Raw genomic sequence first — 19,042 nt, forward strand, 5'->3', positions numbered from 1 at the left:
AGCTTCATTCTATTGCTTTTCAAAAAGATAAAGCTTTCCGTTAACAGCAATATCAAACCGAGGCCCTTTAAAGCCGCGTTTTATAAGTTCTTTACGCATAAACTTCATAATGCCTCCGTGGCTGACAATCAGCAAATCATCTTCTGACTCGGAAATAGCGCGATCTAGCACTGCTGCTACTTTTCTCTTAGTCTCAGCCATATCTTTACGAGCTTGTTTGTTGCTGAGTCCGGACATGCGAAACAGTAATGCCCAGAGAATAAAAGGAAGTTTGAATTTTACTGGAATAATAGGCATAGGTATTTCTCTAAGTTCCGGAAGGAGAGTGATCTCTTGTTTATAAATATGCTTTGCCGTTTTGTGTGCTCGCGGCATATCGCTTGAAAAACAGCGTTTCCATTCAATATTATTTAAATCAGTCTCCCCATACGTAATATCTGATTCATCATATTCCTGAAACCAAGCCACTAGTTCATCGGTGGATAAACGGTGGTTTTCTGGAAGCCCTTTGTTTACTTTGTAATGACGTACTAATGCTACTTTCATTGTGAAATCTCCTTAAAATTTAAGCGCCAAAAATACTTACTCGGCGCAGCTTGATTTTTTTATTTAACGTTATTTTCATCATGCTGCACCCCCTTTCAAATATTTGTAAAATAAGTATAAAATGGATTGAGAAAATTGTAAATACGGCATAGAAGAAGATTTTTAGATAGAATAATTGGAAAATGAAACCTTTTTATAAGATAAAACGTATTACTTATAGATAATTCAAACAAATTGAAATACATATAAAAGGGTGGATTACAATGATGGAGACAGAGAGAAAAGTAAATATCAGAGAAAAGTTTGGAACTTTATTTGCACAAGGGGATTTTCAGAAGCTTTATGATTGTGTAAGCGAAGAATTTAAACGTCAAGTTTCGCTTCAGCAATTTTTGGAGCAGAGCAAATTGTTTAATCAAGGAGAACAGTTCTACAGACTAGAAACAAATCTTTATTTAACTCCTCAAATTGAGCAGTTTATTTGGATAAATTCTACCCAGACAAAAGCCATCAGCGTTATATTTGATGAACATAACATTATACAAGCACTTGTGCTTGCTCCTATAGAATCATTTTCAGAGAGAGAGAGATGGAGTGCAAACAAATATACGATGCCGATTCAAAGTGAATGGTTTGTCTATTGGGGAGGAAAGCATGAGGTGTTAAACTATCACCATCCAGTCGAAAGCCAAGGGTATGCATATGATTTAGTCGTGCGAAAAGGAAAGAAAAGCTATAAAAATGATGGAATGAAAAACGAAGATTACTATGCCTATGGAAAAAAGGTTGTAGCACCGCTAAAAGGAGTTGTCGTTTCAGCAGCTGACGGCCAAGAAGACAATGAAATTGGGCACACGAATAAAGAAAATCCCTTTAGGAAATCACGTTATCATTGAACATGAAGGGAAAGAATACAGTGTGCTTGCACATTTGAAGAAAGGGTCGGTTTCTGTGAAAAAAGGAGACGTGGTTCGTAAAGGAACGCTGCTTGGAAGATGTGGAAATTCCGGGAATTCATCCGAACCTCACATTCATTTTCACGTCATGGATGCCTCTGACATCGAAACGTCAAAAAGTTTACGAATTCAGTTTCATGCGGCTATTGAACCGATTCGCGGAGATACAGTTATTCCATTTTTCTATTGATTAAAAGCCATAGCGTTTGCTGTGGCTTTTTATGCAGGGATTTCCTCAAATATAAAGTCAAGCAGCCGTTGAAACAAGTAAAGGATAATAGCTACGGTAGTCATGACAAGGAAAAGTCCAAAATGACTGATATCATACAAATTATAAAGTCCGATTTTAGCGAGAAAAGGAACAATAACATAACCATGAATCAAATCCAAAATAATGTTAACCATTATGTACAAGATAAACCCGGGATACGTAAGGTAAAAGACAAAGATCGTAATCACAATATGAAGGCAATAAATCGTTGCTCCCATGCTAGTAAGAAAAAATACGTTTTCTTGAACCGTCCACCAGTGCATTTTTTCCGCTACTTGATAGGCGATTGTCATCATTAATGCAGCAAACAACCCTACAGTAAAAAATCGTTTAACCCGCTGTTTATCAAGCAGTAGCAGTAAAAACCATGGAATAACAAGAATTCCCCATAATATAATTTGATTCATCCATCTTCCCACCTTTTATTTATCAGTAGTTCTTAGTGTAAGAAAGAATTGTAAAAATATACATTTCGCAAAGAAAACGTTTACAGTCAGGTTTCTTATCTATATACTAAATCTTGAATACTTGTATACAAGTTGGTTGAGGAAGTGATGACACATTAAAAGAGTAACCTACCCGGAAAGATGGCTTCGCGGAGCCTCGCTGGGAGAACAAGTGGTAAACAAATTAAGAATTCAAATTATGAGCGGCGAGCTGAAAAAAGGAACCATACTATCAGAAAATCAGCTCTCGTCAGAGTTTGGAATGAGTCGATCTCCTATCAGAGAAGCGCTGCGGATCCTTTCAAACGAAGGGCTCATTGATTTACAGCGAATGGGAGCAGTTGTTATTGGTTTAACAACTAGGGATTTAAACGAGCTGTACGATGTTCGTCTGCTTTTAGAACACTTTGTCTTAGAACGTTTATCTGAAGTCAACCATGATTCGCTTATTAAAAAGCTGGAGCAAAGCATTGATCAAATGAAGATGGCAGCTAAATACGATGACTATGTAGAGTTTGCTTATCAAGATTTGCGGTTTCATGAGCTCGTGATTATCGAAGCAGACCACAAGCGGATATTAAAATTGTGGGAAAGCATCCGTGAAATTATTTTAGCTGCTCTTTTAATTACGACTGAAAAAAGATTTCGAGATGATAAAGCAGCTGTGCTCCCACTGATTAAGCAGCATCATGAAATGATTAAGGCATTAAAGTCTCAAAATACAGAACGCATTCAAGATGAAGTGAAGCGTCACTTTGAAGACACGCGAAATACCATAACAGCTTCACTTTTGAATGAAGCATAAAAAAAGGGATGAAATATTGGAAATATTTTTGAATATTTTTCTCTTCAACTTGTCGACAAGTATACAAAAGGGGATGGAGAAATGAAAGCAGGTGTCTACGTTTCAGAAACAAAAGCCGTTATGCAGCAAAAAGCGAAACCGGTTATAAAAAAAGGAGAAGCGCTTGTAAAGGTATCTCATGCTGGAATTTGCGGAACGGATATGATGATTTATTTTGGAAAACACCCTAGAGCACAGGCGCCACTCACTATGGGACATGAATTCAGCGGAGTGATAGAGGAGATCCGAGGAGAAACGGAATTTTCTTTAGGTGACCGCGTAGCAGTTGAGCCTACGCTTAGCTGCGGAACGTGCGAAGCTTGTGTAAAAGGACAGTTTCACGTTTGTAAAAAGTTAAAACTAATCGGCATTGATCAAGATGGAGGTTTTGCGCAGTACGTGGCTGTTCCTGTGAACCGCCTTCACCTCTTGCCAGAGAAACTGTCTAGCGAGCATGCAGCCCTTGCAGAACCTGTAGCGGTTGCCGTACATACAGTGCGACGCTCGCGTTTGAAAGTAGGAGACCAAGCTGTCATTTTAGGGGCAGGACCTATTGGACTGCTAATCGGGATGATTGCGAAACGAGCAGGAGCAAAAAAAGTAATGATCTCAGATATTAGTTCTTATCGCTTAACTAAAGCGAAAGAACTTGGCTTTATACCAATTGATGCAGCGAAAAGAGACGTAGTAAAAGAAGTGCGTTTGCTTACGAATGAAGTCGGTGCAGACGTTGTATTTGAAGTAGCCGGAAATCAAATTACAGCAAAACAAATGGTTGAAACAAGCCGTATTCAAGGAGAGATTGTAGTGGTGAGCGTATACAAAAGCGCTCCAGAAGTAGATTTAGCAGCGATGCACTTTAAAGAAATTTCATTAACTACAACGAGATGTTATACAAGGGAAGATTTTCAGACGGCTATTGATTTACTGGCAAACGGTGAAATAGAAGCAGATTCTTTAATTTCTCATAAACTGCAGCTTGAAGATATTCAAGCGGGGTTTGAGTTTATGCAGCGGCCTGATGAATCACTTAAGGTTTTATTTGCACCAAACGGAGAGGAGAATGAACAATGACAGTAGATTTGTTTTCTTTAGATGGTAAAGTGGCAGCGATTACAGGAGCAACAAGAGGAATTGGAAGATCAATGGCGATTGCTTTGGCAGAAGCAGGTTCGGATATCGCTCTGCTGCAGAGATCAAAGGAATTTCTTGGAGTAAAAGAAGAAATTGAACGTCTGGGAAGAAAATGTTTTATTGTTAATTGTGATCTAGAAAACGCTTCTGAAGTAAGCGAAGCGATCTCATCGGTTGTTGCTTATTTTGGCAAGCTCGATATTTTAGTGAACAACGCGGGCATTCAAAGACGTTCACCCGCTGTAGACTTTGCAGAAGAAGATTGGGACGCTGTTATGAACGTTAATTTAAAAACCGTATGGTTGTTATGTCAGCAGGCGGGCCGCCAAATGCTTAAACAAGGAAGCGGAAAAATCATTAATATGGCATCTTTGCTTTCTTACCAAGGAGGTATTACCGTTCCAGCTTATGCCGCAGCAAAAGGCGGAGTTGCTCAGCTTACAAAGGCTTTATCTAATGAATGGGCAGCAAAAGGCGTAAATGTTAATGGAATTGTACCAGGGTACATTGCTACTGATATGAATGAAGCACTTATTAACGATGAAACGCGCAGCAGACAAATTATTGAACGTATTCCCGCAGGAAGATGGGGACAAGCAGATGATTTTAAGGGAGCGGTCGTCTTTTTAGCATCTGATGCGTCTGCTTATATTCACGGGCACTTGCTTGCCGTAGACGGAGGATGGCTAGGAAGATAACGCATGAACCAATAAATTTTTTCATATCATGAACAAACTCGATTAAAAGGGGCGTTCATGGTATGAAAGTGTGGGTATTGAATGTTGGTATTGCTGTCACAGTACTGACAACTGCTTGGGCGGTGTATACAAAGCCTGAAGAGAAAGAGGTTTCGCTAGTTTCTTACAATCGGTTCTCCATAGCCGTCCCAAAAGAAAGCAGCGACTTTGAAAAAGAGTTAAAATCAGCTTTGACGCAGTATGGTTTTCAAGAGGTTAGAGTGCTGAATGACTATGCGGAAGCTCAAGTTCTCGTTCTTCTGCCCGCCGAACAACTTTCTTTCTATAAAAAGAAGGAGATTCAGCAAGTCGTAAATCAACTTGCCAAGCAGTATCACGTTAATCCTGATGTAGTTAATGTTCAGTTATATGAAAAAAAGTAAAAGCCTTTTAGAAAGGGGAATCCCCTCTATAAAAGGCTTTTTTTACTCTTTTTTCTTCTCTTGTTGAGCGAGCTCTTCTTGTCTTTTAAAATGTGATTTTCCTAACGCATACACAAAACTAAAAAACAAAGGAAGTAAAATAGTCAGCAGCACAAGGCGAGTAAGCATATCGCTCAAGTCATTTCTCGTTAAGTAAATATTAATAGCTGCGATGACAATATAAATAAAAATCCCGAGGTTTCGTAAAAATCTCTTTAGCATAGATGCATTCATTTTTTTCACCTTACTTTTATATACTCACATTTAAGGTAAAGGAAACGATTAATAAAAGCAACCTATTTACTACAAAGCAAGAAGGAATACAGAAATTTATGATGAATGTTTATATGTTATCTGAAAATTATGCGAATAAAACTGCTAACATGAAGCTTCTTTATACAGCAGTCTGCTTTTAGTACACCGAGTCAGTATAAACAGTTGCCTTCTCTTCAATTAGCTTTATTTTCTAAAAAGGTAAGGTGATGAGATGAAAAGAGTGCTGGTAATGGGCGTTTCTCCAGGAGTAGGAAAGTCCACATTTGCCAAGAAATTAGGGAAAAAGCTTGATCTAGAAGTACATCATTTAGACAGCCTGTATTGGCAGCCGGGCTGGACGGAAAGAGACAATGATAGTTTTAGAGAATTGCAGGAGCACATTGTAAAAAAAGACAGCTGGATTATCGACGGGAACTACAGCAATTCGTATGACCTGCGAGTGAAGCGTGCAGATACCATTATTTATTTAGAGCTTCCTCTAATCGTTTGTGTGTACCGAGTGATAAAGCGGAGGATTGTATATGCAAGAAAAACGCGTGAAGATATGGCAAAAGGATGTCCTGAAAAAGTAGATTGGTCATTTTTTACATTTATTCTTACGACGTACAGAGAGCGGCAAAAAAAGATGAGAAAACGGTTTGAAAAGCTTAGAAACGATGAGGATTGCAAGGTTTTTATGCTGATGAACAGAAAGGACATCGAGAACTATATACAAAACCTATAGGTGGAGTAGAGCTGAATTTTGAACAAAAACAGCCATGTAACAAGTTCGTTTGTTACATGGCTTTATTGAAAAAACAATCATTCTTGCGTAATCTTCAGCATTCCTTTTTTATCTAACGCAACTGCTAGAGAATGATTAACCTTCACCGTTAATGGATGAACTTCAGAGTCTCGGTCCGAAAAAAACCACCGTCTTTTAGGCGCCCCTACAAGAAAAAACGCACTGCCGCTTCCTAAAAAGTTAAAGTTCTCGTTTAATGGCCTGTTGTTGCGCACGTTGATACCCGAGTTAATAAGCTGTGTCCCTACAGAGCGGACATGAGGCGTTGTCAAGTTGATTTCTCCTATGCTTAAAAGCGACTTAGAAGAAAAGGGGTCGTTGGATGGCGGGCAGTCTGAATGTCTTGAAATGTATTCAACAATATTATGAGCAGGATCTTTAAAATAAAACGAATGAGCATCAAATGCTTCAAAATAAATCTCATCTTTCTTCTCTTCTGTATTGAGGAAGACTCTCTGAGTAGCCCATTTCTTTGCTTCCATAAAGCGGTTTGCTGGAACATTAAAAGCAAAATGGTAAAAGGGCTTTGTATGTACAGAAGTCTCTTTAAAGGTTAGCTCACTTTCACCAACTCCAACGGAAAAAGAACGCGGTGAAGCGGCGGTTAATGGGAAATTGAGGGAATTCACATAAAAAGCCTTCATTTCGTCCAGTAGATGAGTGTACAGGACAGCTTGATTAATCATCATAAACCATTCCTCCTCGTTTAAACGTTGTCTAAATCACATGGCATTAAACAGATGTTTCATTATCATCCCTTTGAACGCTGCTTTTCCAGTGAAGCTGAAAAGATCCTTTATGCTCAGAGCCTATAAAGTTAATACGATATCTTCTCGTTCTTTCGGGTGTTAGATAAAGAGAGTTATTAGTCATCTCAAAGAAACGTGTACGTCTTGGATCTTCTACATATAGAGAAAGGTCTCCACTTTTAGTGTTTTTAGATAGCCTGAAAACGTAGGTTACGCCTTTTTTGAGTTTAATGCTCCGAGAGTAGCGGCCTGTAAAGCTGTCATATTCTCCAAAGAAAACCTCACTTCGCTCTTTTTTTATTCTCCCACCTACAATTTGATTTTCCTGGCCGTTAAAGTTAATAAGTAAAAAAGCAATAAGAACAATAAGAAAACTATATTTAAACATAAAAACCTCCATCTACTAAATTATAGATAGTTTTGGATTTCGTCAAATAGTGTTATAGTTTAAAAAGGGAAAAATTAACAAAAAATATTATCCCTTTGTATGTTACGCCTAACGGAAAGGAGAAAAAATTGACTCAGCGTTTTTATTTTTTAGCAGCAAGTCAAGTAACCACAAATTTAGGTTTTGTTCTTTATACAATGGCCCTGACTTCCTATATAAATCAAAACACCGGTTCAACAGCTCTTGCATCAATGATTACGATGACGAGCTTACTTGCTCGCCTCCTTAGTGGTCTTAGCGTACCTTTACTAGCCGATACATATAAATCTATTCATATTATGCGGGCTGTACAGGTTATGCAAATAGGAATGCTCGCTGGATTGTATATGCTACTCACACAAAAATTTACAGTCACAGTACTAGCGATGTGTTTTGTCATTGTTGGGATCATTTCTTTTTTTAACGGTTTTTTTACTATTTTTAAAACGTCGGTTGTCCGCAGCTTAGTAAGTGATAGTCAAAGAATGCAGGCGAATAGTTTGCTTTCAACAATTGACCAAACCTTTCTATTTGCAGGGTGGTCCCTTGGTGGTTTCGTTTTGTCTTTAACAGGATTCACTTATTCTTTATATATAACGGCAGGTCTTTTATTGTTCTCGTTTGTTTGCTTGCTGTTTATAAAAGAAGCCCGCACATATAAACAACCAGAAAAGCGAAGCGTGGCAAAACTAATGGAAGGATGGCGTTTTTTATGGATACATAAACGCATCAGAGCACTCGTTATAATGGACATAACTGAATCACTCGTTGGAACCATTTGGATTGGGGCTATTACTCTTTCTTTTGTGAAAGAAGTGCTTGGAAAAGGGGAAGTATGGTGGGGATATATAAACGGTGCGTATTATTTTGGAAGCATAGTCGGAGGAATTATTGTGTACCGAATGTCTTCTATGGTAAAAGGAAGGCTTTTGCTTCTTATGTTCGCAGGCTCAATCGGTTATGCTGTTTTAACCGGTTTTTACGGCTTAGTAACGAACCCGTATTTAGCTTTAGCACTTTTGGTAATGATGGGTCCTGCCTATCAGCTTCGAGACGCAGCGCAGGAAACCATTTATCAAAATGCCTGCAGCAGTGGGGTTCTTTCTAAAGTAATAGCGGCAAAATCAACTCTTGTACAGGGTGCGTTTATTCTTTCTATCGCGTTTGTAGGTACAGTAGCGGACTTCTTTGGGGTGAGGATTGTATATCTATTTGCAAGCTTCCTATTGCTGGTAACGTCTCTCATAGGTATTGCAGTATTAGTTCATAACAAGCAGTCTGTGGAAACAACATCACCTGTTGAACGGGGAGAGAATATATGAAGATCATCACGCTAACGTATCTTATGGAGCATGATATAAAAGAGCTGTTAATAGAAAGCCAGGAGGAAGGCTTTTTCTTTCTTACCAAGCTAATAGCTGAGTATAAAAACGGGCAAAACGTATTTAATAAAACAGGCGAAAGACTGTGGGGAGTTTACGGTGAACAAAACCAATTAATCGCCGTAGCGGGCCTTAATCAAGATCCTTACAGTAAGTGTGCTAACGTTGGAAGAGTAAGAAGGTTTTATGTTTCAGCTCAGTTTCGGAGAAAGGGTATAGGTAAACGACTTTTAAAAGAAATTATTCACTATGCAGAGAACTACTACGACAGCCTCGTTCTTTATACAGATACTGAGGAAGCGACGTTATTTTATGAACGAACCGGTTTTAAACGCGTATATAATCAATATAAAATTACTCATGAATACAGTTTAAAAAGAGTCTAGCTGCTTTTTATACAGGTTTGGATATAAAACGAAAATATTGTCATTCGCTTAAATTAACAAATAAACGAAAGGAATGATTTGACGAATGAAAAAACGAACCGAGCGTGTTTATTTTCATGCTGCTATATTTATGCTGGTGGGAACGTTAGTAGGGTGTGCTGGAAACAAGGACGAAAAATCCATAGAAGAAACCACAAGTGAAATGAATATAAATTCCTCAGTAAAAGAAGCTACAGGCAAAACGGATGGAAGCCCCTCAACAAAAGAAGCTGCGAGTAAAACAGATGAAAGTTCCTCAAGCAGTGAGTCGAAGCAATCAGACAAAGCTGATAAAAATGACGCCTCTTCAGAAAAAGCTGTTGATGAAAATTCCGATAGCATTTCGTCTGGAAATAGTAATTCAAAGGTTAGTAAGAAGGAAGACAAAAAAACACTATCTAATTATTCGAGCAAACAAATTGAATATGCTCGAATTTGGTTACAGCTAGGACCAAATCAAGAGATAGATGAGCTAAATGTTCGCCACATTTCAGCCGGAGAATTAGTCAATATTTATGACGATACTAGTGCTAGCTATCCAAAAGACGTTGTTACATTAGAGGGTTCTCGTTCTGTTGATGGTTCAGTGACTTATAGTAGTAACGGAAATGGTACAATTAACGTGTACAACGTTCCTTCACATTGGTCCAGTTCTGCTCAGGTAGATAAGGATTTTATGAAAAATTACACAGAGGATATTATTCGAAATGCAAAGCTGGTTCACGTTGACCCAGGTGAGGATAAAAAAATCATAAAATTAATCAACATACTAAATGTTTATTAATAAAACCAACGGGGGCTTAATTCAATTAGGACATTAAAATAATATACGAATAACGCTCAGACAAAATCTGAGCGTTATTCGTTACCATTCATATTGCTAATTCACTATTAAAATAGATGCTAATGAGGCTTTTAATTACATGGCTTTTAGCTTGTTTTTTTGCATCAACCGAACCCGTTACTCTTTTTAGTTTGCTTTTTTAAGTTTGAGAGCTGTTTTAGGAGCAGGGCTTTTTTTAACAATATACAAACCGCTAAAAATAATAAGTCCTCCAAGCAGCTGCATGGAATTAATGGTTTCTCCAATGGCTACAGCAGCAAAAACAACGGCAAATAAAGGAATAACATACATGTAAACCATTACTTTTGTAGATCCAATTTTTCCAATTCCTACGTACCACATTACCAGCCCGTACACCGTCACGAACAAAACAGAGTATGCCAAAGAGCTCCAGCTGCCTATATCTGTTGGCCAGGTAAGTGTTTGATAGGTGAAAAGACAGTAGACAGTAAGTGGAATAGCTCCAATCAAAGCAGACCAGGCAGTCACGCGCAAGGCAGAATATTTTACGACTAAAGGTTTTGCTAAAATCGGGTACCAGCCCCACGCAATGGCCGCTACAATCCCCATGATATTTCCGAACCATGCAAGCTGCGACAGCGCATGACTAGAGTGACCAAACAGCAGGACAAACGCAGCCCCGAAAAAAGCAAGCATAGAGCCTAGCTGTGTTTTTAATGAAAAAGCTTCATGCTTATATAATATAGCTAAGATTCCTGTGAAAATAGGAGACATGGAAATAAGTAAAGAAGCATTTGTAGCTGTCGTATACTTAACAGATACCATAAACAGCGTTTGATAGAGCGTAACGCCTACTATGCTGACCGCTATTAAACGACCCCAGTCTTTTTTTTCGATACGAATGCCTCGCTCTATTATTCCTGTAATAAGTAAAAGAATAGGAGCAACCATTATAAAACGCAGTGCGCTAAATTGAATGGAAGACATATGAGCAACTCCAAATTTTCCGATTGTATAATTGGCTCCCCAAATTAACGCCACGGATAATAATATCCATTCCAGCCAGCCTTTTTTCATGTCATCACCTCGAGTAAGTATAGAAACTAAATAAGTGCGGATATCCTTAGTTACAAAGTATACAGGAAGAAATTATGTAAAAGGCCAGCCAATTCAGGTATTTTTATCTCATCCACTTGTTTATAATATAAACAAAAACGCAGCTGCAATGGCTGCGTTCATGACTGTTATCCACATTGTTCTATCTCATCTAATCGCACAAGTTCGACTTTAAAAGCATGATCAATCGGTCGAATTTCACAGTACCCTGAATCATATACGTGAATCAGTACAAAGCGTTTTCCTTTATATAGCACTTCTTTGTAGGCTGTCACGAGATACACCCTTTCTTTTCATAAGTTTGTTTTTCATTCTATGAACAAAAAACGACGTAATTGCCTAATATAAAAAGAATTTTTAAGGTTGATAAAATTGCTTGGCAAAACAAGTTCGCTTATACTGTACTGTGATTCTATTTACGTATAGGTTCTGATTAAGAACAGCTTTAGCATATGGATAACGAAACAAAACAGCAGTACATAAGGAGCAGCACATGGATATTAACTATTTATATACATTTAAAGAAGTAGCGAAGTGGGGGAGCTATACACGAACGGGCGAGGAATTAGGGTATGCTCAGTCAAGCGTTACCACTCATATAAAAAAATTAGAGGATCATTACGGTCAAAAACTATTTGAACGAACAGGACAAAAAATGAAGCTGACTCAGCCTGGTGAAGAATTGCTTTATTATGTGAATCAAGTAACCGAGTTATTAAATGAAGCAAAAGAGCGCCTTACTACGAATGAAGATGCTAGAGGAACAGTTTCAATAGGAACCGTGGAGTCGCTGGCCGCTTATTTTATTACACCGTATATTCGTGAATTAAAAAAGCAGCACCCTTCTCTAAAGATTATGCTAGAAGCGGGTTTATGTCCAAATTTAACACAAGGGATTATTGACGGAAAGTATGACGTAGCCGTTTTGCTTGATCGCCTTCAAACCTCTTCAAGTTTAGAAGTGATTCCTATTCGAAAAGAAAACATGGTTATGATTGCTTCGCCTTCGCATTTTTTTAGTGAAAAAAACAACGTTGTAATGGAAGAGTTTGAAGGTGAAACCATCATTTTAACCGAGAGTGGCTGCCCTTATCGTACGCTTTTAGAAGAGATGATGCGCAGCAGGGGTATTCATATGCAATCGGTGATTTCATTTAGCAGTCTTGAAGCAATTAAACAGTGCGTAGCGGATAATTTAGGTATTGCTCTTGTGCCAGAAATAGCGGTAAAACAAGAGATTGAAAATGGAAAACTGATTAAAATCCCGTTTGACCATGAAGAATTTTATCTTTATTCACAGCTCATATTCAAAAAGAAAAAATGGCTGACGGCACCCATTCAACACTTCATTTCACTTGTACAAGAAGGTTATCAAAAATATTGATAATAGATATAGAGAATCTTCAATAATGATGAAGCTGCTTTCGTGATACACTTTTTACAAGAAAAGAAAACTAGAGGTGTAGAACATGAATATATTTTTGCAGCACAATCCTACCAAATTATACTTTGGAAAAAATCAAATTACGAAGCTATCGCAAGAGCTTGCTTCTTATCATAAACAAGTAAACGTTCTGTTAGTATACGGAGGAGGAAGCATCAAACAAAATGGCGTATACGACGAAGTGAAAGCTGAACTTCAGTCTATTAACGCAGTCGTTCACGAGCTGTCTGGGGTAGAACCGAACCCTCGTTTGACTACGGTAGCTAAAGGCGTTGACATATGTAAAAAAGAAAACATTGATTTTCTCTTAGCCGTTGGGGGAGGAAGCGTGATCGATTGTACAAAAGCTATCGCAGCTGGAGCCGTATATGAAGGGAATACATGGGACTTAATTACACGCAAAGTAGAGATTACAGGTGCTCTTCCTTTTGGAACGGTCTTAACACTTGCGGCAACAGGATCTGAAATGAATTCAACTTCTGTTATTACAAATTGGGAAACAAAAGAAAAGCTAGGTTGGACGTCTTCTCATGTATTTCCCGTCTTTTCTATCTTAGATCCGGCGTACACGTTTTCAGTGCCGCGCGACCAAACAGTCTATGGAATTGTTGATAGTATGTCGCATGCGCTTGAACACTATTTTCACCGCACAGAAAATACGCCGATGATCGACGGCTTTATTGAATCATTGCTAAGAACAGCTGTACAAGAAGGTCCTAAGCTTCTTACAAACCTGACTTCTTATCAGTATCGTGAAACAATGATGTATATCAGCACGACGGCTTTTAACGGAAGCTTAGCAAACGGAACGGATGGAGGAGACTGGGCTACTCATCGTATTGAACATGCTCTGTCGGCCGTGTATGATATTCCCCACGGAGGCGGCCTTGCTATCTTGTTCCCTAACTGGCTGGAGCATGTGCTAAAAGAAGATCCTTCTCGTGTAAAACAACTGGCTGTAAACGTATTTGGCATCAACCCAGAAGGAAAAAGCGATGAAGAAACAGCAATGGAAGGTGCAAAAGCGCTTCGCACTTTCTGGAATGACTTAGGAGCCCCGAACAGCTTGCGTGACTATGATATTGATGACTCTGAATTTGATGCGATTGTTGAAAAGACCTTTGTAAAACCAGGTGTTGGTACTTATAAAGAGCTTGATTATGCAAGCGTTCGAGATATTCTAGAAAGATCCAAATAAAAAGACGAGCTGCCTGCTCGTCTTTTTTATATGTACTTAATAATCCATTAGAAAATAAAGAAAAAGAAAAAAGCACAGCAAGATGCAGCCTGCTCCTACCGTTATTTCGGAAAAGCCTTGAATAAACGTATTTTTGGGAATGCCTCCTTCATTTTGTAGCTGAAATACGCGTTTTCTTTTGCGCTCATGAACGATTACCAACGAACCAAAAGCAACCGATAATAATGTAAAGAGCGGCACCACAATTAAAAACAGCTTAATAGAATACGCCCAGTACGATATATAGAGCGTATAATACATTGCTCCAGTACTCAAGGCAAAGAGTAGTAAAGAAAATAAAAACCACTTCGTAAAACGGTTTTTGCTCATGTATGGTTCACTTCCTTTTATCAAGTGCGTCTTATGATGTAGACAATAAAACACGTCTATCATTTTACCAAAACTTTTTGGTACATTCTATTTTAGCGAAAAAATAGGGTTTGCAAGTTTCTTAAAAGTGGTATAGTTCTTAAGAACTATCCAAGTATACATACAAAAAACTGATGATAAATGAGGGAGAAGATGAGCTATGGGGTGCGACGCGTGTCTGCCAATTAGGACAGGATATACGGTTTCTTTTCAGCAATCAAGCGATGTGAAGAAATTGGAAAAATACTTTAAAGATATTTCTCAAAACCAATGGAAGGCTCTTGGAGAAGATATGGTCTGGATGAGGGAAGATATCTTTTGGAGTTTTATGGATTATGTTCATCAGCGTTTAGACCCTCGGCATGTGCGGGCTGTAGAAGCCAAGCAGCGGAGCCCGTTTGAAAACCTGCCGCGTATGGAGCCAATCACCGCTTTCCAAAAAATGAAAGATGCCTTGTGGATTGATGAGCTGATTGAAGACAAGCGAATTTGCTCATATTATCAGCCGATTGTATCGGTTAATCACGAACGCGTGCATATCGTTGGCCACGAAATTTTATCAAGAGGATTAGAAGAAGACGGAAGTATTATACCTCCTTTTAAAATGTTTGAAGCTGCTCAAATAAGAAATAAAACCTTCGCTCTTGACCGAGCCTGCCGCTTAGAAGCTGTAAAAAATGCTAGTATTATTGATCATCAGCTGATTTTTATTAACTTTATTCCTACAGCAATATATAACCCTGAGCATTGCTTAGCATCTACATTTACATTAATTAAAGAATTGAATATAAAGCCCGAGCAAATAGTGTTTGAAGTGATTGAAACGGAGGATGTTCAAGATATTGAGCATTTGAAAAACATTTTGAATTATTATCGCTCCCACGGATTTAAATATGCGCTAGATGACGTAGGAGTTGGCTATAATACGCTGAATCGGCTTTTAGAAGTGGAGCCTGACGTCGTGAAATTGGCATTTGAATTCACAAACGGAGTCAGTAAGAATGAGAAACAGAAAAAAGTGGCTCAAGAGATGTTAGCTATCACCCATAGAATGGGGGCGCAGGCTCTTGCAGAAGGTGTAGAAACAGAAGAAGATTTAAAATGCCTGATAGAGATGGGTTATGATTTGTTTCAAGGGTATTATTTTGCAAAGCCTAATCCTAAACCTTTAAAAGAGATTCATTCTATTTACGTTTAGCAGCCAAAAGCAGAAGAACAGAAACTTCTGCTTTTTGTATGAACGAAAGTAAGAATACTCAAAAAATAAACAATTCACTTTCATTTTGCTAAATAGTTTACAGAGAAAGGGAAGTGCTATAAGATGATAAATATTAATTCTTAGTATTTCTATCAGAAAAGGAGTGGATGATTTGGCACAAACGTTGCACTCATCATATAAATCAAAGCCAACTACTGTTGTAACAGAATTAAGCCCTATGCAAAAGCCGTTATTTGCAGGAGGGGTTATAGCAGCGGTTATTTTACTTCTAGCGATTGTGCTAACGACTGATTGGACGCAAGGTGTGTTATTTATTATCGGTCTAGCACTAGGAATGACGCTTCTGTACGCACGTTTTGGCTTTACATCAGCATTTCGCCGACTCGTATCTGTCGGCAACGTTCAAGGCTTGCAAGCGCATATGCTTATGCTAGCGATTGCGTCAACGCTGTTTGCTATTATTTTAAGTACAGGCTTTAGCTTTACAGGGGTAACGCCAAAAGGATATGTTTCACCTGTAGGAGTCAGCGTGATAGTTGGTTCGTTTATGTTTGGAATTGGCATGCAGCTAGGAAATGGATGTGCCTCAGGAACGCTGTATTCGTTAGGCGGCGGCTCTTCTTCCATGATTTTAACGCTTTTAGCCTTTATTGTAGGCTCTATGTTCGGGGCGTATCATTTGCCATTTTGGCAAAAACAACCTTCGCTTCCTCCTATTTCATTAGCTGAATCGACAGGCCTTGGTTATTTTGGCGCTTGGATTGTACAGCTTATCGCGTTTGTAGCGATTTACTGGATTACGATTCAAATTGCCAAAAAGAAAAATCCGCCTATGATGAAGCAGCTTCCTACGACAAAAGGGTGGAAAAAGATCATTCGCGGCTCTTGGCCTCTATTCACTGCAGCGATTGTGCTGGCTGTATTAAATGCATTAACGCTGGCTGTAAGAGGAAATCCTTGGGGTATTACTTCTGCCTTTGCTTTATGGGGCGGAAAAGCAATGATGGCAGCTGGAATAGATGTATCAAGCTGGGGCTTTTTCCAAGGTGCAAATGGAGAAGCGCTAACGCAAAGTGTGCTAGCAGACTCTACCAGCGTATTGAATTTTGGGATCATACTAGGCGCTTTCATTTCAGCGACTGCGCAAGGAACGTTCAAACCAGGAAAGATTAAACCTGGCGTTGCAGGAGCAGCTGTTGTTGGAGGCCTTTTAATGGGATATGGTGCGCGTCTTGCTTTTGGCTGTAATATTGGCGCTTACTTTGGCGGCATTGCTTCATTTAGTCTTCACGGATGGGTATGGATGGTTATGGCGATGCTAGGCACAGGCTTAGCACTATTTATCCGCCCGTTATTTGGACTCAAAAATCCTAAATCTAATGATTCGATTTGTTAAGTTTAGATAAAACCTTCTTTGCATGAGCAAAGGAGGTTTTTATTTTAGGTGATGTTTGGAATCGCTCTGCTATTTTGTGAATCACTTGAAGTTTAGTACAGCTCATCGGCTTTCTGCGCATCGTTTCCGCTGCTTTTCTCTTAGCCAAATCCTCTTGTTCTAACCCAAAAAGAATATAAAAACTTCCTTTTTTTATAAAAATTTCACTTATTTTGCCGATAAAACAGGAGAATTGTATGTATTTGGCGAAATAAGCAGTAAACACCAAGTCCAGACACAGTTATTAAAACGTAAAAAGGGGTTTTAACGTTACATGAACAAGTATTTAAAAAAAGCTGTTATTTATGGAAGTTTGTGTTTTTTATTAGGAGCGTGCGGAGGAGCAGGAGAACAAACCTCTTCTGAGCCGCAGAAAAAAGAAGAAACAGTAAAGTCTAAAGAAGAAGCGAGTAAAAAAGAGAAAAAAGACGCAATCAATACAACCATTAAAGTTAGCGCAGCAGGAGATTTTACCTTAGGAAACGATGAAAGCTTTGGGTACGATTCTACTTTTAACGACGTAGCAGCAAGAAATGGCCTGCCGTATTTTACGCAAAATGTAAAATCGATCTTTGAGCAAGATGACTTAACAACGGTTAATTTAGAAACAACGCTGACAACTGCGACGGAAAAAGCAAGTAAAACATTTCGTTTTAAAGGTGATCCTTCGTTTGTAAATATTTTAAAACAAGGAAGTATTGAAACCGTTAACTTGGCTAATAATCATACGCATGATTATTTACAGCAAGGATATGATGATACACGAGAAAACTTAAAGAAAAGCGGAATAGGCTATTTTGGCTATGAAGATACATATATTACAACGGTAAAGGGAGTCAAAGTAGGATTGCTTGGATATCCGGGCTGGGATGACACAAAAGAAGTAAGAAGTCAGATTAAAGACGGAATTAAGTCTTTAAAAGAAAAAGGCGCTAAAATTATTATTGTGCATTTCCACTGGGGATCTGAACGACACTATGTTCCTGATACAGCGCAGCAGGCACTGGCGAAGTATACAATTGATAACGGAGCAGATTTGATTTTAGGTCATCACCCTCACGTTGTTCAAGGAATTGAAGAATACAAAAATAAATTTATTGTCTATAGCTTAGGAAACTTTATGTTTGGCGGAAACAAAAATCCAAGTGATAAGGATACATTTGTATTTCAGCAGACGTTTACGATTAAAGATGGAAAGCTAACGACAAACAAAGACATCAATGTGATTCCATTCCGCATTTCTTCCACAACGGCGCGAAACGACTACCGACCTACGCCTTTAACAGGAGCAGAAAAGGACCGGGTAAAAAATAAACTGATTGATGTTTCCAATCAAATCAAACAGGAAAAGTGGACGGTCTACGATGAAGATAGTAAATGAAGCTCTCAGCACTGAGAGCTTTTTTTTATAAAATAAAGCAGAAATAACTAAAAAAATGATATAATGTAAAAAAATAGATAAAAGGTGGAACTATGGTTAATATAGGTGATATTATTTTTCAAATTCTTATGCTGCTGATCCTGATAGGAATAGCAGGAGTAATAATTGCATTTATTATAGGCTTAAAAAGGTTGATTCAAAAGCAGGGGGCAAATGAAAAAAGGCTTCAGAGAATGGAGCAAAAATTAGATGATATGCTGAAAAATAAAGAGTCATGACTATACAGAAGCACTGTTAACACATCAGTGCTTCTAAACTTGACATTTTATAAAAAAGCAGTAAGATATGTATACATCGTTTATATAGGGAGGAAGTTACATGGCAAAGTCAAAAGCAAAAAAAATGCGTGATAAAATGACGCGTGAAGGAAAACGAAATCCAGAATTAAACCGCAGCCTGTTTATATTTGCAGACATGGAAACGCGCAAAACCAAAACAAAGAAGGAAAAACTTCAGCATCAGCATACAAAACATAAAAAACGATTATCAGACGGAGCGTACAGTACCGGAGATGATCGTTTTTTTATTGCGTTTCATACATCTACAAAATGAAAAAAAGCTTTTTGACTATCCATCT

At 38.4% G+C, this 19,042-nt stretch carries 25 protein-coding genes; 17 read left to right on the top strand and 8 right to left on the bottom strand.

The window, feature by feature from the left end; all coding sequences use genetic code 11:
- Positions 1 to 9: 9 nt before the first annotated feature.
- Entirely contained in the window at positions 10 to 546 is a 537-nt protein-coding gene (locus tag ACRPLY_RS13805; protein ID WP_325076384.1) for a histidine phosphatase family protein, read from the bottom strand.
- Between the two features lie 263 nt (positions 547 to 809).
- Here ACRPLY_RS13805 and ACRPLY_RS13810 point away from each other — a divergent pair, with 263 nt between their 5' ends.
- Positions 810 to 1,442, top strand: coding sequence for a hypothetical protein (locus ACRPLY_RS13810; RefSeq protein WP_432231885.1), 633 nt, complete (start codon positions 810 to 812; stop codon positions 1,440 to 1,442).
- Entirely contained in the window at positions 1,393 to 1,692 is a 300-nt protein-coding gene (locus ACRPLY_RS13815; RefSeq protein ID WP_432231886.1) for a M23 family metallopeptidase, read from the top strand. Before ACRPLY_RS13810 ends, ACRPLY_RS13815 begins: the two co-directional genes overlap by 50 nt.
- A gap of 29 nt (positions 1,693 to 1,721) precedes the next feature.
- Here ACRPLY_RS13815 and ACRPLY_RS13820 read toward each other — a convergent pair whose 3' ends face one another.
- Complete coding sequence (locus ACRPLY_RS13820) at positions 1,722 to 2,180, bottom strand: hypothetical protein (RefSeq protein WP_098113156.1); 459 nt, start codon at positions 2,178 to 2,180, stop codon at positions 1,722 to 1,724.
- A 211-nt stretch (positions 2,181 to 2,391) separates the two neighbouring features.
- On the opposite strand from ACRPLY_RS13820, the gene ACRPLY_RS13825 reads away from it, so the two are divergent.
- The 4 genes from ACRPLY_RS13825 (at position 2,392) to ACRPLY_RS13840 (ending at position 5,317) form a co-directional block, all read left to right on the top strand.
- Complete coding sequence (locus ACRPLY_RS13825) at positions 2,392 to 3,024, top strand: GntR family transcriptional regulator (protein ID WP_223546119.1); 633 nt, start codon at positions 2,392 to 2,394, stop codon at positions 3,022 to 3,024.
- 81 nt (positions 3,025 to 3,105) lie between these two features.
- Positions 3,106 to 4,137, top strand: coding sequence for a zinc-dependent alcohol dehydrogenase (locus ACRPLY_RS13830; RefSeq protein WP_205664127.1), 1,032 nt, complete (start codon positions 3,106 to 3,108; stop codon positions 4,135 to 4,137).
- Entirely contained in the window at positions 4,134 to 4,895 is a 762-nt protein-coding gene (locus tag ACRPLY_RS13835) for a glucose 1-dehydrogenase (protein WP_013083640.1), read from the top strand. Before ACRPLY_RS13830 ends, ACRPLY_RS13835 begins: the two co-directional genes overlap by 4 nt.
- Positions 4,896 to 4,957: 62 nt before the next feature.
- Positions 4,958 to 5,317, top strand: coding sequence for a hypothetical protein (locus ACRPLY_RS13840; protein ID WP_155017333.1), 360 nt, complete (start codon positions 4,958 to 4,960; stop codon positions 5,315 to 5,317).
- Between the two features lie 42 nt (positions 5,318 to 5,359).
- Here ACRPLY_RS13840 and ACRPLY_RS13845 read toward each other — a convergent pair whose 3' ends face one another.
- The gene (locus ACRPLY_RS13845) at positions 5,360 to 5,590 is read right to left on the bottom strand and encodes a hypothetical protein (protein ID WP_033579352.1); all 231 of its coding nucleotides are present in this window, start codon (positions 5,588 to 5,590) and stop codon (positions 5,360 to 5,362) included.
- 253 nt (positions 5,591 to 5,843) lie between these two features.
- Here ACRPLY_RS13845 and ACRPLY_RS13850 point away from each other — a divergent pair, with 253 nt between their 5' ends.
- Positions 5,844 to 6,356 carry a topology modulation protein gene (locus ACRPLY_RS13850; RefSeq protein ID WP_028412932.1) on the top strand — a complete coding sequence of 171 codons (513 nt, stop codon included), beginning with the start codon at positions 5,844 to 5,846 and terminating at the stop codon, positions 6,354 to 6,356.
- A gap of 77 nt (positions 6,357 to 6,433) precedes the next feature.
- On the opposite strand, the gene ACRPLY_RS13855 is transcribed toward ACRPLY_RS13850, so the two are convergent.
- Both ACRPLY_RS13855 and ACRPLY_RS13860 read right to left on the bottom strand, forming a co-directional pair.
- Entirely contained in the window at positions 6,434 to 7,105 is a 672-nt protein-coding gene (locus ACRPLY_RS13855) for a VOC family protein (protein WP_155010062.1), read from the bottom strand.
- 43 nt (positions 7,106 to 7,148) lie between these two features.
- Positions 7,149 to 7,553, bottom strand: a complete 405-nt coding sequence (locus tag ACRPLY_RS13860) for a hypothetical protein (RefSeq protein ID WP_028412934.1) — start codon at positions 7,551 to 7,553, stop codon at positions 7,149 to 7,151.
- A gap of 128 nt (positions 7,554 to 7,681) precedes the next feature.
- On the opposite strand from ACRPLY_RS13860, the gene ACRPLY_RS13865 reads away from it, so the two are divergent.
- From ACRPLY_RS13865 to ACRPLY_RS13875, 3 genes are all read left to right on the top strand, one after another.
- A complete protein-coding gene (locus ACRPLY_RS13865; protein ID WP_432231887.1) occupies positions 7,682 to 8,914 on the top strand; it encodes an MFS transporter in 1,233 nt (410 codons plus the stop codon).
- Positions 8,911 to 9,360, top strand: a complete 450-nt coding sequence (locus tag ACRPLY_RS13870; RefSeq protein WP_155010064.1) for a GNAT family N-acetyltransferase — start codon at positions 8,911 to 8,913, stop codon at positions 9,358 to 9,360. Before ACRPLY_RS13865 ends, ACRPLY_RS13870 begins: the two co-directional genes overlap by 4 nt.
- Before the next feature lie 85 nt (positions 9,361 to 9,445).
- Entirely contained in the window at positions 9,446 to 10,183 is a 738-nt protein-coding gene (locus tag ACRPLY_RS13875) for a hypothetical protein (protein ID WP_182028923.1), read from the top strand.
- 186 nt (positions 10,184 to 10,369) lie between these two features.
- Here ACRPLY_RS13875 and ACRPLY_RS13880 read toward each other — a convergent pair whose 3' ends face one another.
- Both ACRPLY_RS13880 and ACRPLY_RS13885 read right to left on the bottom strand, forming a co-directional pair.
- A complete protein-coding gene (locus ACRPLY_RS13880; RefSeq protein WP_325076381.1) occupies positions 10,370 to 11,281 on the bottom strand; it encodes a DMT family transporter in 912 nt (303 codons plus the stop codon).
- 167 nt (positions 11,282 to 11,448) lie between these two features.
- Positions 11,449 to 11,595, bottom strand: coding sequence for a hypothetical protein (locus tag ACRPLY_RS13885; protein ID WP_013057506.1), 147 nt, complete (start codon positions 11,593 to 11,595; stop codon positions 11,449 to 11,451).
- A gap of 218 nt (positions 11,596 to 11,813) precedes the next feature.
- On the opposite strand from ACRPLY_RS13885, the gene ACRPLY_RS13890 reads away from it, so the two are divergent.
- Positions 11,814 to 12,704: a LysR family transcriptional regulator gene (locus tag ACRPLY_RS13890; RefSeq protein ID WP_034268834.1), complete on the top strand. Its 891-nt coding sequence runs from the start codon at positions 11,814 to 11,816 to the stop codon at positions 12,702 to 12,704.
- Positions 12,705 to 12,789: 85 nt separating this feature from the next.
- Positions 12,790 to 13,962 carry an iron-containing alcohol dehydrogenase gene (locus ACRPLY_RS13895; protein ID WP_098113144.1) on the top strand — a complete coding sequence of 391 codons (1,173 nt, stop codon included), beginning with the start codon at positions 12,790 to 12,792 and terminating at the stop codon, positions 13,960 to 13,962.
- Between the two features lie 36 nt (positions 13,963 to 13,998).
- Here ACRPLY_RS13895 and ACRPLY_RS13900 read toward each other — a convergent pair whose 3' ends face one another.
- Positions 13,999 to 14,331 carry a hypothetical protein gene (locus ACRPLY_RS13900; protein WP_033579345.1) on the bottom strand — a complete coding sequence of 111 codons (333 nt, stop codon included), beginning with the start codon at positions 14,329 to 14,331 and terminating at the stop codon, positions 13,999 to 14,001.
- A 199-nt stretch (positions 14,332 to 14,530) separates the two neighbouring features.
- On the opposite strand from ACRPLY_RS13900, the gene ACRPLY_RS13905 reads away from it, so the two are divergent.
- The 5 genes from ACRPLY_RS13905 (at position 14,531) to ACRPLY_RS13925 (ending at position 19,017) form a co-directional block, all read left to right on the top strand.
- Positions 14,531 to 15,568 (top strand): EAL domain-containing protein, encoded by a 1,038-nt coding sequence (locus ACRPLY_RS13905; protein ID WP_165635318.1) that lies wholly within the window; start codon positions 14,531 to 14,533, stop codon positions 15,566 to 15,568.
- A gap of 172 nt (positions 15,569 to 15,740) precedes the next feature.
- Positions 15,741 to 16,985, top strand: coding sequence for a YeeE/YedE family protein (locus ACRPLY_RS13910; RefSeq protein WP_165635317.1), 1,245 nt, complete (start codon positions 15,741 to 15,743; stop codon positions 16,983 to 16,985).
- A gap of 313 nt (positions 16,986 to 17,298) precedes the next feature.
- Positions 17,299 to 18,405 carry a CapA family protein gene (locus ACRPLY_RS13915; RefSeq protein ID WP_014459640.1) on the top strand — a complete coding sequence of 369 codons (1,107 nt, stop codon included), beginning with the start codon at positions 17,299 to 17,301 and terminating at the stop codon, positions 18,403 to 18,405.
- 92 nt (positions 18,406 to 18,497) lie between these two features.
- Positions 18,498 to 18,683: a DUF4083 family protein gene (locus ACRPLY_RS13920; protein WP_013057499.1), complete on the top strand. Its 186-nt coding sequence runs from the start codon at positions 18,498 to 18,500 to the stop codon at positions 18,681 to 18,683.
- Positions 18,684 to 18,783: 100 nt separating this feature from the next.
- Positions 18,784 to 19,017 carry a hypothetical protein gene (locus ACRPLY_RS13925; RefSeq protein WP_063247778.1) on the top strand — a complete coding sequence of 78 codons (234 nt, stop codon included), beginning with the start codon at positions 18,784 to 18,786 and terminating at the stop codon, positions 19,015 to 19,017.
- Positions 19,018 to 19,042: the final 25 nt, after the last annotated feature.

Origin of the sequence: Priestia sp. TGN 0903 (genome assembly GCF_050846855.1) — a bacterium.
Classification (GTDB): domain Bacteria; phylum Bacillota; class Bacilli; order Bacillales; family Bacillaceae_H; genus Priestia; species Priestia zanthoxyli.

Excerpts from the sequence above, each read along its gene's own strand:
- ACRPLY_RS13840 (WP_155017333.1), top strand. The coding sequence starts at position 4,958 with ATGAAAGTGTGGGTATTGAATGTTGGTATTGCTGTCACAGTACTGACA.
- ACRPLY_RS13875 (WP_182028923.1), top strand. The coding sequence starts at position 9,446 with ATGAAAAAACGAACCGAGCGTGTTTATTTTCATGCTGCTATATTTATG.
- ACRPLY_RS13855 (WP_155010062.1), bottom strand. The coding sequence starts at position 7,105 with ATGATGATTAATCAAGCTGTCCTGTACACTCATCTACTGGACGAAATG.
- ACRPLY_RS13905 (WP_165635318.1), top strand. The coding sequence starts at position 14,531 with ATGGGGTGCGACGCGTGTCTGCCAATTAGGACAGGATATACGGTTTCT.
- ACRPLY_RS13920 (WP_013057499.1), top strand. The coding sequence starts at position 18,498 with ATGGTTAATATAGGTGATATTATTTTTCAAATTCTTATGCTGCTGATC.
- ACRPLY_RS13880 (WP_325076381.1), bottom strand. The coding sequence starts at position 11,281 with ATGAAAAAAGGCTGGCTGGAATGGATATTATTATCCGTGGCGTTAATT.
- ACRPLY_RS13890 (WP_034268834.1), top strand. The coding sequence starts at position 11,814 with ATGGATATTAACTATTTATATACATTTAAAGAAGTAGCGAAGTGGGGG.
- ACRPLY_RS13845 (WP_033579352.1), bottom strand. The coding sequence starts at position 5,590 with ATGAATGCATCTATGCTAAAGAGATTTTTACGAAACCTCGGGATTTTT.
- ACRPLY_RS13915 (WP_014459640.1), top strand. The coding sequence starts at position 17,299 with ATGAACAAGTATTTAAAAAAAGCTGTTATTTATGGAAGTTTGTGTTTT.
- ACRPLY_RS13820 (WP_098113156.1), bottom strand. The coding sequence starts at position 2,180 with ATGAATCAAATTATATTATGGGGAATTCTTGTTATTCCATGGTTTTTA.
- ACRPLY_RS13925 (WP_063247778.1), top strand. The coding sequence starts at position 18,784 with ATGGCAAAGTCAAAAGCAAAAAAAATGCGTGATAAAATGACGCGTGAA.
- ACRPLY_RS13895 (WP_098113144.1), top strand. The coding sequence starts at position 12,790 with ATGAATATATTTTTGCAGCACAATCCTACCAAATTATACTTTGGAAAA.
- ACRPLY_RS13900 (WP_033579345.1), bottom strand. The coding sequence starts at position 14,331 with ATGAGCAAAAACCGTTTTACGAAGTGGTTTTTATTTTCTTTACTACTC.
- ACRPLY_RS13830 (WP_205664127.1), top strand. The coding sequence starts at position 3,106 with ATGAAAGCAGGTGTCTACGTTTCAGAAACAAAAGCCGTTATGCAGCAA.
- ACRPLY_RS13850 (WP_028412932.1), top strand. The coding sequence starts at position 5,844 with ATGAAAAGAGTGCTGGTAATGGGCGTTTCTCCAGGAGTAGGAAAGTCC.
- ACRPLY_RS13870 (WP_155010064.1), top strand. The coding sequence starts at position 8,911 with ATGAAGATCATCACGCTAACGTATCTTATGGAGCATGATATAAAAGAG.
- ACRPLY_RS13810 (WP_432231885.1), top strand. The coding sequence starts at position 810 with ATGATGGAGACAGAGAGAAAAGTAAATATCAGAGAAAAGTTTGGAACT.
- ACRPLY_RS13860 (WP_028412934.1), bottom strand. The coding sequence starts at position 7,553 with ATGTTTAAATATAGTTTTCTTATTGTTCTTATTGCTTTTTTACTTATT.
- ACRPLY_RS13835 (WP_013083640.1), top strand. The coding sequence starts at position 4,134 with ATGACAGTAGATTTGTTTTCTTTAGATGGTAAAGTGGCAGCGATTACA.
- ACRPLY_RS13805 (WP_325076384.1), bottom strand. The coding sequence starts at position 546 with ATGAAAGTAGCATTAGTACGTCATTACAAAGTAAACAAAGGGCTTCCA.